This window comes from Polycladomyces abyssicola (assembly GCF_018326425.1).
GTDB lineage: Bacteria > Bacillota > Bacilli > Thermoactinomycetales > JIR-001 > Polycladomyces > Polycladomyces abyssicola.
This window is the reverse complement of the sequence record NZ_AP024601.1, coordinates 404,291-418,843: the sequence shown is the minus strand read 5'-3', so window position 1 is coordinate 418,843 and position 14,553 is coordinate 404,291. Positions and strand designations below refer to the sequence as shown.

The window sequence follows — 14,553 nt, the reverse complement described above, 5'->3', positions numbered from 1 at the left end:
AAAATGGATCGCACCCGTTACGAGGCGCGATGCCCTCCTTTCCCTTTGTCGCTTTTCACGTCGACATCCAAATCCGTTTCCTTCACCCATTTCACCGTTTGGACGGCCGCATCCACGTTGTAATAAACCAAATTCCCCACCACGACGGTGTCTGCAATCTTCGCCATCGTACGGGCACTCTCCTCGGAGTGGATCCCGCCGCCATAAAAAAGCCGCGTACCCGCCAAGCCCTTCCGCGCCGCCCGCACGATATCGGGATCACCGAAGGTCCCGCTGTATTCGACATACAATACGGGCAATCCAAACAGGTATTCCGCCATACGGGCATACGCGGTCACATCATCCTTGTCCAACGGGAAGCGCGATTTCGTCACCCGTGCCACCTTGGACTCAGGGTTAAGCACGACGTAACCCAATACCATGACATCTTCCCACGGGATCATAGAACCGTAAATCTTCACCGCCTCATGATGCGCACCCACGATCCAATGGGTGGAACCCGAATTCAACACGGTGGGGATCAAATAGCCGTCAAACCCGGGAACCACCGCCGACTTTTTGGAGATCTCCTGTACACACTCCACCGGGTAGCGTCTCACGCGTGTCAGCAGTTCCCAAGTATTGTCGAACGTGATGCCGTCCGTACCACCGATGATGATCGCGTCCGTGTCCGATTGACATATCCGCTCCAACGCCCGGTCCGACAACACACGGTTGGGATCGAGCTTGAAAACGTGTCGCCAACTTTTTGCTCGCTCTTTCAGCATGGATGCCGGCTCCTTCCCGTCCCCTTACATTCAGCAACATTATACACAACCGAACAGCGGAGAAAAAGAAAACCCCCGGAAGGATTCCGGGGTACTTTCAAGGGGACTTGTTCAACAAGGTGCGTTCATCCCGTCACTTTTCCTTTTCCTCTTCCTCCAAGCGCTCCAACACCAGCTTGTATCCGTCCGTTCCGTAATGGAGACAACGCTTCACGCGGGAGATGGTGGCCGTACTGGCCCCTGTTTCCGATTCGATTTGGCTGTATGTGTACCCTTTGCGGAGCATCCGGGCAACTTCCAGGCGCTGGGCCAAAGACTTGATTTCGCCGACCGTGCAGAGGTCGTCGAAAAACTGGTAGCACTCTTCCACATTTCGCAGTGTCAAGACTGCTTTAAACAGTTGCTCCAACTCTCTTTTGCGCAGTTTGTTCAGTTGCATCCGTTCACCCCCTGCGGCAGACGAACACTTTCACGATTTAAAGTAGTAGATTCGACAATCCGTCCCGTTGTTCCTCCCCTATTGAAATGTAACCTTTCCATTTTCGGGGATCACATTCACCCACGTCTTGCCCGGAACCAACGATACGATTTTACCATGAACCGTTGGTACGATGACACCGGAACGATTTTCCCATCGAATCGGAATTACTTTTCCTTTTTGGAACAGATAGCCATTCCCCGACCCTGCAAGGTCTACTTCCCGATGTCCGGCACTGTCGAAAATGTGATGCTTCGCACGTATCACCAGCACGTTTTGCATGGTGAGCGGTTGACCGCTTTCCCGGTCCACCTGTTTCTCCCCTTGCGTGAAACGGACATATGCTTGCTGGACACTGTCGTATGAATATCCGCAGTTGTACAGACGATGATACACGATGTGGATCTGTTTGGCCGGCTTTCCGTGGTCAGTGGCTCCTTGCGCCGAAAAGGTCAGCGGCAATCGTTGAGAAGTGGCGTCGTATCCTTTGGATCGGGCGCCTTGTACCAGCTTGCCCAAATCGGTATATAAATTGTGAGGCGGCTTTCGAAATCCTGCCCGCCAATAATACCGGGCATCCTCGTGAATCCCGTCAAGATGGGGCAGTCCTTCCTGTTTGATTGTGTCCATGGCGTTGGTCGCACCGCCGGCATGCGCAACCACGGCATGAAGACCCTTTGCCAAGTCCAGATAGTACTTCCGTACACTGCGAACAGGCCCCACCACTCCGGACGATTCACTGTGATAAAACGCCGCAAACCGCGTAATCTCCCCTTCAGCCAGGATTTCATACACCCAATCGGCACGGCCTAATCCAGTTTGCGGACGGGCAACGTGATGATTGTTGATCATCACCATCAAAATCATAGGGTCCCGGTTCTTCGTTGGCAACCCCGTAAGTGGTTCCCGATTTTTCTGCAAAGCGGGTTCCCGTTGCGGACCGGGCTCCTTTTGAACGTAACCGCACCCAGTCAACCACACCAGCAGTCCACAGATGACTGTACCAAGAAGCCACTTCCGCATCATGTATCTACTCCTTTTACAAGATATTTCCTTTCACCCTTTCCACACAAAATGTCCCGTCCCTTTTTCCCGTTATGAAAAAGTATGTATACGTTTGACAATCATGACAGGTGGGAAAACAACAAAGATAAGAATCCGTTGTGTGGATGACGAAAGTCGACGTCAACAAGCAAAAAGACGGAGGAGGGATGACATGTCCATTCGGGTGGAGACGCGCGGAGTAGAGGAACACCAGCATCCGTTTTACATCATTCGCTACGCCGTTGTCAGGGACGATGAGGAGTACATCGCCAGTGTCGCCCGTTATGTGCATAACGCTCAAGGGGGAAAAGTGCAGTTTCTGGAACCGGACATGCGAAAAATCCAGCAACTGCCCAACGCCATTGAACACCTCAACGAAGTGGAACGCGTCGTCAAAGAAGAAGCGGTGCGATTGATGAAACAGTTAAAATCAAACGACTGAAAAAGGTTCAAACGCCTGTCCGATCACGACAGGCGCTTTTTCATTGAATTTTCTTTTGTTTGTCCGACGGGAGCAGCAACGGTACAATGATGTCGGCATAGGATGGACGACATCTAAGTGTGTCCGGAAAAGGGGAATGATCATGAACGTCACCGTAATCGGCCTGGGATATGTAGGCCTCACCACCGCCGCTGCGTTAGCGGAGCTCGGTCACTGTGTGGTCGGTGTTGACATCGACAACGTTAAAATCGAGAAGCTGAATCGAGGGGATGTACCTGTATGGGAACCGGAACTGGCTCCCCTGATCGCGAAAAATCGGCAGGCACAACGGCTGGCTTTCACCACGGACGTTCACAACGCCGCTTCACAAGCTGATGTGATCCTTGTCGCAGTAGGGACCCCTGCCGGCCCGGAAGGAAAACCGGATTTGACTCAACTGGAACGTGCCGTATCGGATCTCACCGATTGTCTGCCTTCGGACGCACTCCTTATCATCAAAAGCACGGTTCCGGTGGGAACTACCGATCAAATCGCCACCCGTCTCCAACGGGACGTGGTTCACAATCCGGAGTTTTTGCGTCAAGGGAGTGCCGTGCACGACTTTTTCCACCCGGACCGCATCGTGATCGGGTGCGAATCCAAGTGGGCCGCGGGGCGTATGTGCCGGCTCTATCAAGGTATCACCGCACCTATGATCGTATGTGACCGCCGCAGTGCGGAAATGATCAAATATACGGCCAATGCCTTTTTGGCGATGAAAATTTCCTATATCAACATGATCGCCGACCTGTGTGAAAGCTTGGATGCCAACGTGGAGGATGTGGCCCGCGGGATTGGTGCCGACCATCGCATCGGCCACGCCTTTCTGCAAGCGGGAGCCGGTTACGGCGGTTCCTGTTTCCCCAAGGACACGCAAGCACTGTTGTACATGGGAGCGCAAACAGGCTGTTCCCTCCCTTTGGTCGAATCGGCCGATCAGATCAACCAACTGCGTCCCCGGAGGTTGGTGACCAAAGCCGAACGAGCGCTGGGGACGCTCAGCGGGAAACGCGTCGCCCTGCTGGGATTGACATACAAACCGCAAACCGACGATGTCCGATCAGCTCCATCCATCGCCGTCAGCCGGATGCTGTTGGAAAAAGGGGCCGAGGTGCACGCCTACGACCCCCGTGCACGCCGTTTCCCAGTCCAACAGGTTGCCATCAGTCCGGATGTCGATACGGCGGTTCGTGACGTGGACGCTGTGATGATACTGACGGAATGGGACGAATTTCGCCATATGGATTGGAAACGGTTGTTGCCGACCCTGCGGTGTCCCGTTATCATCGACGGCCGCAATCTGTATCGGCTGGAAGAGATGCGCGAGTTGGGAACAACGTATCCTCTCCATTATCTCTCTGTCGGCCGACCAGAAGTGAATACATGGAGATAGGCATATTTAAGAAAAAGTCGCCTGAAAGCCCACGGCGCCCATAGGAAGTACCCTTGGGGTATTTCAATCGTGGAATGAAAGGCGACGTTGCTCGGTGCCCCCTGTCCGCTTCAAGTGCAAACAGTGCGGATACACCATCCACGCTGATCTGAATGGGGCGATCAACATCGCCAAAGCCATTTCAGGGTTAGTAGCCTAGCACACTGGTAATACCACGGGCACTTCCGTTGGTCGCAGGTGTGCCGCCCATTCGGGTACGTGCTAACCGGGTGGGACGGGCTGATGACACACCCTTAGCTTGAGGGTTGCCCGAAACAGAAATGGACTGAGGGCGTTAACCACTCAAAAATCCCACGGCTTTAGTCGTGTGGAGTGTCAATCCTGAACCGCCACTTTTTTGTCAATGATGGTGGAAGCCCCGCCTTTCTCAACTTTCACCCTATATATCCAGGGATGATGAAACATGTTCCGTGCAACATAACTGCCGTTAGGACTCGGTGTCGCCGGGAGAGTTTGCGTTTGGTCACTCTGTTCGTGACAAATTTGTCGTGTTCCGTCCCCTGACAGCCTTCCATGTTCACCAGCACTCACACCAGGATTTCCTAAGCCACGCTGCTGATCGACACCTTTCTGACGCACCCGGTGCAAAAAGTGTGCATCAGCAGCATAAACGGATCAAGCATAACTGAGTGGTTCATTTTTATGAATGGATAAAGAGCAGGAAAACCCAGCCCTTTAGGGTCGGGATGATAGCGAGCATCGGACAAGAGAGGGAGCTTTGGCGTTCTTGTAAATCCGACAGATTTTGGTACAATTAAGCGCAGAAGTGCGAAAACACTTAAAACTACTATGCGAGCAAAAACTCGTTAAACTAAAATCATCAAGGCTTGGACGAAGCCTTCGTGGATGGATGTGGGTTGCCACGCCAGATGAAGCGAGAAGCTAACGGCTTAAGCCGTAAGGCAAGTCACGAGGTAGATGCAGACGGACGTCGCTATCTGCGGGGAGACGGAAAAGTCGTGGAGTTGGGAGACGTGCTGAAACAGGAAATCCGATAACAAAGCGCAAGCGGTTATTCCGCTTGCGCTTGTTCCGGTTTGTGATCGGAGAGTTGAATGCGGCCCATAAAAAGAGTACAAACAGCACCGAGCAGCACAAAGATCAATCCGAAAAGGAAGACGCTGTGCAACGAATCGACCAACGACGTTTTCAAAACATCCACGAAGGTCGGCGGCAATTTGGTCAACATCGCCGGATTCAATAGGGAATTATAAAGACTTTGTGCATCACCTTGCATCATCGACGATAGCCGAGAGGCCATCTCACCAGGCAGATTCTGAAGCAGCGGTGCCATTTTTTCGTTCAACGTCTCACTGGATCGGGCATTCATCACCGCTCCCAGCACTGTCATCCCGAACGTGCCGCCGATCTGTCGGAAAAATTGACTGGATGAAGTGACCACTCCCCGCTCGGAGCGCGGGAAACTCTCTTGCAACGCCAGCGTCAAGAGCGGCATGACCAAGCCCATTCCCAATCCCAGTATCACCATGTAGACCGACGCGGTAAAAGCGGAAGTATAAATATCCATGGTGGAGAGCAGAACAAAACCGCCGGCCATGATCAGCATACCCAACGCCATTTGAACCCGCATCCCGATCTTATACACCAACTGCCCGCCCAACACGCTACCCACAATCATGGTAATCATCATCGGAGTCATGACAGTGCCGGAAGCGGATGCACTGACCCCCGTCACACCTTGCATGAACAAGGGAACAAACATGATGGAGCCGAACATGCCGACACTCATCAGGAAACCAATACTGTTGATGATGGTAAACGTCCGGTTCCGAAAGAGACGAAACGGGAAAATCGGTTCGGTCGCCCGGGCTTCCACACGGGCAAACAGAATCAACGACACCAGTCCCAACGCAAACAGTCCGAGTATTTGCCATGAAGTCCATTCATACTCTTTTCCGCCGAGGGATAGCGCGAGGAGCAGACTGACCACACCCAACACCATCGTCAACATGCCGGCCCAGTCCAATCGAACGGATGTGGAGGATCGGTGTCCCTTCAGCCCGATCGCGATCAGAATAGCCGCCAGTATCCCGATCGGCAGGTTGATATAGAATACCCATCTCCAGTTGAGCGCGTCCACCAACCATCCGCCCAACTGGGGACCGATCACGGAGGAAAGACCGAAAATCGCCCCAAAGACACCTTGCCATTTTGCTCGTTCTTTTCCTTCGAACAGATCTCCGATGATGATCATCGCCATCGGCATCATCATGCCGCCGCCGATGCCCTGAAAACCACGAAACAGGATCAGTTCAATCATGTTTTGTGCGGCCCCGCACAGTGCCGAACCGATCACAAAGATGGTCAGACCGGCCACATACACCATCTTGCGCCCCATCAAATCGGCCAACTTTCCGGTAATGGGAACCACGGTGGTGGCTGTCAGCATATACGCGGTGGTGACCCAAGTCAACAACGAAAGTCCACCCAGTTCACCCACGATTCGCGGCATGGCCGTACCCACGATCGTTTGATCCAATGCGCCAAATAGCATGGCGATAATCAAACCAGCGATCAATACCCCTCGACGGTTCGTAGAAGGGGTATCCCATTCCACTTGATCATGTGTGGTTTCCATCCCTATTCCCCCTTTTCTCTTCGTCATTGATCGTTGATATAAACTGCTGTACATCCAGATCGGCCGCGATACGAGCCAGCTTTTCAAATGCCTGGATGAAAACGGTGAGCTCTTCACCATCCAATTGATTCAAACAGTATCCGACCACACGTTTGCGCAGGTTCCAGATTTTTTGCAACACGTCCGAACCGGTTTCCGTCAATTGAACGATGACCACGCGGCGATCCTGTTGATCTCGGAACCGTTCAATATAACGGCGGCTTTCCAACCGGTCCAGCATGACGGTGATGGCACTGGGTTTGACCTCCATTTTTTCTGCCAACTGCGATACCGTGCAGTGTTCTTCTGTTTTAATCAAGTGCAACAAAAACACTTGACCCGGTGTCAGATCGAACGGTGCCTGCAATACAATGTTCGCTCCCAAATGCTGTGCAACGGATCGGAGGGCGGCATCAAACCGATCAACCCAGTTGTCCGTTTCTCTCACATTGTTTGACCTCCCGTTTCGCTATTTGATTTCATAGTTTAATATTTAATTTGGTTAATGATTAAACTGTATAATGAAAAAGGCAGTTTTGTCAACAGCTGAGAAAAAGGAAAAAGCTGCGCTATTGGCGCAGCTAGGTGGTCAGATCACTTCGTTGCGAATCTCCTGAACTCGGCCGAACAGACACAATCTTTACCCCCACCGCTCTGCCGGATACACGAACGTCCGGTCCTTCACCCGTAAGACACCGTCCGCTGTCAACCGGGCCTGCGGGAGATTTGTGGAGGTAAGGAACAAAAACGTGTAGATGGGATCGTAATACGGATGGCCAAACCGCTTCAGTTTATCCGTCAGCTCGTCTGTTTTCTCGACCAACTTTTCCATCGGCCATTCACTCATCATGCCCAAAAGCGGAAGCGGCAAATGAAAATACGTCTCTCCTCCTTGTATCCATGTGATCCCACCGCCATCGTCGAATGTGCGACGAACGGCTTGAGCCATCGCTTCGATGTTTCTACCGATCACCAGACAATCGCCGGAACCATTGTAAGTGGATACCAATGCATCGATGTTTCGACCGAACCCACGAATCAAGCTCCGTGTGATCCAGCGTCCGTTCCGGTCAATCAGATAGGCAAACAGCCGGTCGTCATCCTCGGACAATGCAACCCCGTCGGGTCCTGTTGATACGGTTTCTTCGGTCAGCTTGGTGATCACGGGGTTGATCAGATTGAGCACAGGCACAGTTTCTCCTTCTTTTACCTGCCATCGCAGTTGCTGCACATCCGCCCGCCACGTGAAAGATCGTTGCATGACAGAAAAACGCGTCCACTCGATGGACGGTGGTGATTTCACCCACTGTCCATCAGCCGCCACCAGTTCTCCGTTGGCGATCACTTTCAGGGGGACAGGCTCGTCCAGTGAAGAAAGCACATTGATATCTGCGAGTCGCCCTGGTGCGATTCCCCCGATTCGTTCATCCATGCGGTAATACACGGCCGGATTGATCGTCACCATCTGATACGCCCGAACTGGATCACACCCGGCCTCGATGGCCGTTCGAATCAGTTGATCAACGAACCCGTGACGAAAATAGGACGGAGACGGCCCATCCGTGGTCATCATCAGTCGATGCCACGGCACTTCTCGTTCCCGCACCAATCCTTCCATCAACACCGGCAAATCAGGACGAAGCGAACTGTGTCGAAGCGTTACCATGTATCCAAGACGCAGACGGTCCCACACTTCATCCGGTGAAATACTTTCATGATCCCCCGTCACCCCCGCTGCGGCCAACCGTGCCAATGTACGGTAGGAGGCACCGGGTGCATGACCTTCCACCCTTTTGTTCCACTCATGAGCCGTTCCAATCCATCCATGCATTCGTTCGTCCCCATTCAACAGCGGCATCCAGTCGGACAGCTCACCCGCCTGTAACACCAGCGGATGGTGCAAAAACCGACGGACCCGCTCATCGTCCAACAGATGAGACAGGGATTCCGGCAAATGGGTTTGCGGGTCCAAACGCGCCCACCATCCATATTTGACCGGTAAACGGGACAGTTCTTCCCAGAGTCGGATTATCTCCTTTTCTTTCAACCAGAGGAAAAAGAACAAATTGTCACTTATGAGCATGGTGGTCCCGAGCGGCAAGACATGCTCGGCCAGCGTGACGGGATTATACAAAATAAACGGATGGGCATGTACTTCGATATATCCGGGAACGAGCACGCAACCCGATACATCCAGCACGCGCGTACCCGTTTCCGGCCGGATGCGGGCCTCTTCCAGATCACCCACATAAGCAATCCACCGGCCCGCCACAGCCACATCAGCTCGCTCCATCCGACCCGTATACACATTGAGTACTTCCGCTCCACTCAGAACAAGGGAAGGTGATCGGCGTCCCATCGCCGTTTCGACCAACTTCCTCCGTTCTTTGCTATCCATCGGCAAAACCATCCTTCTTTTCCTCCTTTTCTGTCATTGATACTTCCATGCTATCACATAGAAGCGGGAATAAGGAATGAAGGCGGGCCACATAATAAACCCAGCAATTGCAAGGAGGATGTACCGATGCAAAAAAATGTGGGAACCTGGGATGCAATCTTACGCATCACGATGGGAACGGCCGGTTTGGCTTGGAGCATCGCCCGAATGGTTCGCCGTCCGTACAGCGGATTGCCGCTGATGGTTGCTCTCCTCTCCGGTATGAAGGTGGCCGAAGGCATTACTCGTTTCTGCCCGATGCTGTATCTGTTGGGCCAAAGTACCGCAGAATCTCCCAGTTCGCGAGCGCCGGTCACTACGTCACCGAAACCGGAACCTGCTCCGTGAACAAAAAGAGGTGAAATCATTGATACCGACACAACCCTGGTCCTGGCTGATTGAAACGCTCAATGATTATGGATTCGTCATCCTGACCGCCGTTGGCTCGCTCGTGGTGATCGGCCTGGTCATCCGGCGTTTTTGGCGGCGTACGTATCTGTGAACTCGGGACAAGGTTCCCTTGATGACTTACCTGATTCTCATCCTACTCAGGCTGAAAGGAATTATCTGGCTTGCTAGTGACAGGCATCGCCCTTTCCCTGTTTCTGAGCAATAGAGAACCGTGTCCAGCTTAATCGTCGGATTATCGCTGATATTTGGCTTGGATAAAGATTTCTAAAAGGTATCGCGGATTGTTGGAGTTCCATAATTAAAAGAGAATGAGAAAAAAAGCCAGTAGTTGCAGCAGGGTCACATGCATTCGTCCAATCTTACCAACTCTACCACGGCAGCCCCAACCGAAGATGATTGCCGAAAATCCGGTTGAATATGGAAGATATTAGGATGCAACCGTGCCTTTACTGTTACACTACGGGGTGGCCCAAAAAGCCATACAATTGGCTGGGGCCACCCCTTTGCTTTGGACCAAGATGGTCCTATAGACCCAGTTACAGGTGAAGTAGGGAGCCAAGCACCAATCGCAAACAACTCTTCCGGGTAGAACGGTCCCCCCATTTGCGGCCTAATCCCCCACAAAACCCAGCATTCGGATTTCCCGCAATGGGCTCGTCAGAAATGGTTTCACAGCATGGCGTATGTTTTCAGCCTGTCAAAAGGTGTGAAAATTTTCGTTCGCATCAGTAGAAAGAATGACTTTATTCGATGTAATTTATCCCTTGTGACAACACTTTTCTGACTACGGCTGCTGACGATTCGTTGCCAGTAGGACTCGGCTGCTTGGTACACCTCTATAAGTCATTTCATTCCTTTAATTTTATACGCCTATGGTCTTTCAACAAGATTTCGCGTACAGTTCTCCACTATATTACCAGGATATGCAAACAATCTCAAATTATATATAGTTATAATCCGTCCTTTCAATTCTTTATTATGAATCTATAAAGTATTATTCTGGTCGTAATTTTTACATACACATACAAAAAAGCGCATGATACAGAAGCAGCGCTCATGTAAATCATTGTTTTTTTAATTAATATTAGGTTACCGTATAAAAATTGGCTTGATATTGAATGATCCCTCTGTTTTTTACCTTGACGAGCTTTTGGCCTGATACAAGAAACTCCAAATGTGCCAAAGTCTCTGCTATCGCGAATCGCCATTGATGGGGAGTCAGATTTTTATGACCAAAAATTCCATCGGCAATCTGATAGGCGGATTGACCTTCTTTTGCCAGATCGAGCATCTGGATCAGCCTTCGTTCATGATGGGAAATGATCTCATCAATTCTACTCGAAAGGTTGTCAATAACTTCTCCGTGAGCCGGAAGTGTCAAAAGCACGTCCAAGGACCGTACTTTATTCAGAGAGTTAAGATAATCTTGAAGTGGATTTGAACGGCTGTCAGGCCACAAACTGATATTGGGTGTAATCTTATCCAAAATGTGATCGGCTGCAAGCAACAACCGTTTTTCCGGTTGATAAAAACAGATCAGGCCGTCACTATGACCAGGGGTTGAAATAACTTTCCAGATATCCCCACCCAGAGTGACTTCATGATCCGTTAATATGGTGAGATTCGGCAAAGGGAGAACGTGGGCCCTTAATTTCTCCATGTTTTGCTCTATTTTATCAGCGAGGTCAGCCGGTACTCCATTTTCCCTGCACATGATGGCGACGCGGTTGGCCTGTTTACTGTCCGGTCCAAAAACCCGGTCTGCCATCGCAAAATCTTCAGCGCTTATGAACACCGGTGCACCTGTTAACTCCTGCATCCAGCCGGCTAATCCAAAATGATCCGGATGAAAGTGAGTCAAATAGATTGAACGGATCTGCTTAGGCTCCACATCCAAATCGGCAAACACCTGAAGCCATGTTTCGATAGCCGGAGGATAATTGAATCCTGCATCCACTACATTCCAACCATCCGATGCTCTAAAAAGATAGCAATAAATGTACTTCATCGGAAATGGTACAGGGATCGGAATACGGTAAATATTTTCTTCTATTTGTTGAATATTCAAAATGTCCGCCTCCTAGGAATTCTTCCAGACCGGCTCTCTTTTCTCTATAAAAGAACGGAGTCCTTCTTGAGCGTCTTCCGATTGTATCAAATCCCGAAAATATATCTGCTCAACTTTTCCAATGGAGGAGGCAAAACTGGAAGCCATGGCTTCACGGACAGCTTTTCTTGTCAAACGAAGAGCTACTGTGCTTTTATTTTTCAGTTTACTTAATAATTGTTTAAGATTCGTTTCCAAATCTTCCGGCGACAAAACGCGATTCACAAATCCCCATTCATACGCTTTATGGGCGTCAATGGTTTCTCCTGTTAACAGTAATTCCATGGTTCTATTAAATCCCGTCAACCACGGGAACGTCACAACTGAAACCGGCGGAAACAGACCCAAATTAATTTCCGGTTGTCCAAACTTGGCCTTTTCCGTTGCATACACGATATCACAGAAGGTAGCTAATTCACATCCGCCGCCAATAGCTGGCCCTTCAACAACCGCAATGGTTGGACAGGGAATTTCAATAAGAAGGTGAAACATTTTATGAAATAGATGCAACATCGGTTCTGCCTTATCTCCCATATGATCCTCTACAGAAACTCCTGCAGAAAAGACTTTTCCCTCGGCACGAATGACTAAGGCATGCAGATTCCGATTGCTTCGAATACTGAAAAGAGCATCAGAAATTTCTTCCATCATTTGAATATTCATTACATTGACTGGTGGCCGACTTAAAACAAGAAAGGCTACACCTTCTTCAACATAAAACTTGATCGTTTCATAGTTGTTACTGACCATAAGTTTTCCCTCCGCCTTCATTCATAATCTAATCAGTTGCCAGCAACTCTTCCAAAGACTGATTCAAACGAAGACCGCATTCCTTCACTTCCTGTAGGATCTGTTGAATCACTTCGCCAGCGCTCATGATGGAGGTAATTAAACCAACCGACTGCCCCGCATGAAGCCAGCCATCGTTGATATGGCCGTCGATGGCCGCAATGCGATTTCTTCTTCCATTTATAAGGGGATACAGCTGATCAAACGCAGGCTGGTTTTTTTCAAGTTCTGTTATTTGATTGACATAGGGCGTATTTAAAACTCTGTTAACCCCGCCAATGCTTCTCTCTATAATAACCGTGTCATTGTCCTCCGCTTCAAGCAGCTTTCTCTTATAATGTTCATGGGCCGGGCATTCTTTCGTAGCAATGAAGCGGGTACCCATTTGTACCCCTTCTGCGCCCAACGCCATGGCAGCGACCACTCCATGTCCGGTTACGATCCCACCGGCCGCTACGACTGGAATCCTGACTGCTCTTCTGACTTGTGGGACAAGACTAAACAGGGTCAATTCAAACGGACTGTTGCGCCCTCCCGCTTCAAAGCCTTCACAAATGACAATGTCAGCTCCCGATTTTTCCGCATTCACAGCATGTTTTACCGAACCTACCAAAACCATGACCTTCAAGCCTAATTCCTTGAAATAAGGGATATAAGGCCGGGGATCCCCGGATCCCAAACTGATGGCCTGGATTCGATCTTTATGAGCCTCAACAACACGAAAATAGGAATCATTTACAAAATATTTGCTGATTGGTATATTTACACCGAAAGGTTTATCGGTTCGTGAGGAAGCGATTTGGATTTGCTCTTCAAAGTCTTCGGGAGTGCGTCCGGACGCAGCTACCTGTCCAAATCCCCCGGCGTTTGACACTGCTGCTGCCAATTCTCCATTCCCCACATAAGCCATCCCGCCTTCGATAATGGGATATCGAACTTGAAGAATCTCTGCCACCCGGTTTTTTCTCATCCCATCACTTCCTTAATTCATTCACCAAATCTAAAGCATAAAAATAGCTTCACGATTAAACAATAAAAGGATTTATCGCCTTAGCCCTATTCGAAACATATTCGCGGTCAGGTACTTGTTCAAACATCGTTTCAAAATATCTTATGGCTGGCACAGATAATAGTTGGTGAATATTGAAAAACAACTCTCTTGCTTTGAACCCGCTCCAGTTTGCCGGCAGAAGATCTACAGGAAAACCGGGATCCAAGAATAAGAATTTCCGGTATTCGTGAACGAGTGTGGTGCTCTCGACAAAGCTTGGATTAGATTATACAAGGTTTCTTGAAATATTATTTTTGGCGGGATAGGAGTTCAGTATTCTGTTAAAAAACAATACCGGTCTAACAGACCGATATTGTTTTAAAGAATTGAAATCCTGGTCAATTAATAACCTTGCCAATCGGGTTGGCGTTTTTCTATGAATGCGCTTAGTCCTTCTTTGGCATCTTCGGAGCGGAACAGAAGATTTTGCAGTTCCCCTTCGTAGCGGATGGCCACATTGAGCGGCATTTCCTTTCCGTTCATGATCGACAGCTTAATGTTGGATACAGCATAGGTGGCGCTTTTCGCGATCTTTCTCGCGTACTCCAGCGTTTTCGCCCTTGTTTCCGCTTGCGGGAACACTTTATTCACCAGGCCGATTTCCAACGCTTCATGCGGGGTCAGCAAATCGCCGGTAATATTCATATCCAGCGCCCGGGAGTATCCGACAAGGCGGGCCAGCCGCTGCGTTCCGCCCGTCCCGGCCAGCACTCCCAGGGTAACTTCTGGAAGTCCGATTTTTCCTGCTTCATCTCCCATGAAGCGAAGATCGCAGCCAAGGGCCATTTCCAGCCCGCCGCCCACCGTATGCCCTTCCGGGCAGGCATATAGACTTGGGGTGAACGGGCAATTTTGTCCAGCGTTTAATATGTTTATTCAAACAATCGTTCTAAATAC

14 protein-coding genes and 3 pseudogenes are annotated in these 14,553 nt (G+C 50.1%); 6 read left to right on the top strand and 11 right to left on the bottom strand.

Annotated elements, in window-relative coordinates; all coding sequences use genetic code 11:
* Positions 1-17: 17 nt before the first annotated feature.
* The 3 genes from pcrB to KI215_RS02165 all read right to left on the bottom strand — a co-directional run bounded on the left by pcrB (position 18) and on the right by KI215_RS02165 (position 2,271).
* The gene (gene pcrB, locus KI215_RS02175) at positions 18-767 is read right to left on the bottom strand and encodes a heptaprenylglyceryl phosphate synthase (protein ID WP_212773967.1); all 750 of its coding nucleotides are present in this window, start codon (positions 765-767) and stop codon (positions 18-20) included.
* Between the two features lie 133 nt (positions 768-900).
* Complete coding sequence (locus KI215_RS02170) at positions 901-1,206, bottom strand: YerC/YecD family TrpR-related protein (RefSeq protein WP_212773966.1); 306 nt, start codon at positions 1,204-1,206, stop codon at positions 901-903.
* Positions 1,207-1,284: 78 nt separating this feature from the next.
* The gene (locus tag KI215_RS02165; RefSeq protein ID WP_212773965.1) at positions 1,285-2,271 is read right to left on the bottom strand and encodes a DUF3048 domain-containing protein; all 987 of its coding nucleotides are present in this window, start codon (positions 2,269-2,271) and stop codon (positions 1,285-1,287) included.
* A gap of 190 nt (positions 2,272-2,461) precedes the next feature.
* Here KI215_RS02165 and KI215_RS02160 point away from each other — a divergent pair, with 190 nt between their 5' ends.
* The 4 genes and pseudogenes from KI215_RS02160 to KI215_RS16085 all read left to right on the top strand — a co-directional run bounded on the left by KI215_RS02160 (position 2,462) and on the right by KI215_RS16085 (position 5,221).
* A complete protein-coding gene (locus KI215_RS02160; protein ID WP_212773964.1) occupies positions 2,462-2,731 on the top strand; it encodes a hypothetical protein in 270 nt (89 codons plus the stop codon).
* Between the two features lie 142 nt (positions 2,732-2,873).
* Positions 2,874-4,163, top strand: a complete 1,290-nt coding sequence (locus KI215_RS02155) for a UDP-glucose dehydrogenase family protein (RefSeq protein WP_212773963.1) — start codon at positions 2,874-2,876, stop codon at positions 4,161-4,163.
* A gap of 103 nt (positions 4,164-4,266) precedes the next feature.
* Positions 4,267-4,362: pseudogene (locus KI215_RS02150) on the top strand (zinc ribbon domain-containing protein); the annotation flags it as partial.
* Between the two features lie 730 nt (positions 4,363-5,092).
* A complete protein-coding gene (locus KI215_RS16085; protein ID WP_275956733.1) occupies positions 5,093-5,221 on the top strand; it encodes a hypothetical protein in 129 nt (42 codons plus the stop codon).
* A gap of 14 nt (positions 5,222-5,235) precedes the next feature.
* Here the strand turns inward: KI215_RS16085 and KI215_RS02145 are convergent, their stop codons facing one another.
* The 3 genes from KI215_RS02145 to KI215_RS02135 all read right to left on the bottom strand — a co-directional run bounded on the left by KI215_RS02145 (position 5,236) and on the right by KI215_RS02135 (position 9,271).
* Positions 5,236-6,822: an MDR family MFS transporter gene (locus KI215_RS02145; protein ID WP_212773962.1), complete on the bottom strand. Its 1,587-nt coding sequence runs from the start codon at positions 6,820-6,822 to the stop codon at positions 5,236-5,238.
* Positions 6,806-7,309, bottom strand: coding sequence for a MarR family winged helix-turn-helix transcriptional regulator (locus KI215_RS02140; protein WP_212773961.1), 504 nt, complete (start codon positions 7,307-7,309; stop codon positions 6,806-6,808). Before KI215_RS02140 ends, KI215_RS02145 begins: the two co-directional genes overlap by 17 nt.
* 192 nt (positions 7,310-7,501) lie before the next feature.
* The gene (locus tag KI215_RS02135) at positions 7,502-9,271 is read right to left on the bottom strand and encodes an adenine deaminase C-terminal domain-containing protein (RefSeq protein WP_212773960.1); all 1,770 of its coding nucleotides are present in this window, start codon (positions 9,269-9,271) and stop codon (positions 7,502-7,504) included.
* 114 nt (positions 9,272-9,385) lie between these two features.
* On the opposite strand from KI215_RS02135, the gene KI215_RS02130 reads away from it, so the two are divergent.
* Positions 9,386-9,646 (top strand): YgaP family membrane protein, encoded by a 261-nt coding sequence (locus KI215_RS02130; RefSeq protein ID WP_212773959.1) that lies wholly within the window; start codon positions 9,386-9,388, stop codon positions 9,644-9,646.
* A 19-nt stretch (positions 9,647-9,665) separates the two neighbouring features.
* Complete coding sequence (locus KI215_RS16080; protein WP_275956732.1) at positions 9,666-9,800, top strand: EYxxD motif small membrane protein; 135 nt, start codon at positions 9,666-9,668, stop codon at positions 9,798-9,800.
* Positions 9,801-10,793: 993 nt separating this feature from the next.
* On the opposite strand, the gene KI215_RS02125 is transcribed toward KI215_RS16080, so the two are convergent.
* From KI215_RS02125 to KI215_RS02105, 5 genes and pseudogenes are all read right to left on the bottom strand, one after another.
* The gene (locus KI215_RS02125; RefSeq protein ID WP_420830164.1) at positions 10,794-11,777 is read right to left on the bottom strand and encodes an MBL fold metallo-hydrolase; all 984 of its coding nucleotides are present in this window, start codon (positions 11,775-11,777) and stop codon (positions 10,794-10,796) included.
* A 12-nt stretch (positions 11,778-11,789) separates the two neighbouring features.
* Entirely contained in the window at positions 11,790-12,566 is a 777-nt protein-coding gene (locus KI215_RS02120) for an enoyl-CoA hydratase/isomerase family protein (RefSeq protein ID WP_212773958.1), read from the bottom strand.
* A gap of 28 nt (positions 12,567-12,594) precedes the next feature.
* Complete coding sequence (locus tag KI215_RS02115; RefSeq protein WP_212773957.1) at positions 12,595-13,575, bottom strand: NAD(P)H-dependent flavin oxidoreductase; 981 nt, start codon at positions 13,573-13,575, stop codon at positions 12,595-12,597.
* Between the two features lie 55 nt (positions 13,576-13,630).
* Positions 13,631-13,870, bottom strand: a pseudogene (locus KI215_RS02110) (PaaX family transcriptional regulator C-terminal domain-containing protein); the annotation flags it as partial.
* A gap of 128 nt (positions 13,871-13,998) precedes the next feature.
* A pseudogene (locus KI215_RS02105) lies at positions 13,999-14,519 on the bottom strand (enoyl-CoA hydratase/isomerase family protein); the annotation flags it as partial.
* Positions 14,520-14,553 lie beyond the last annotated feature (34 nt).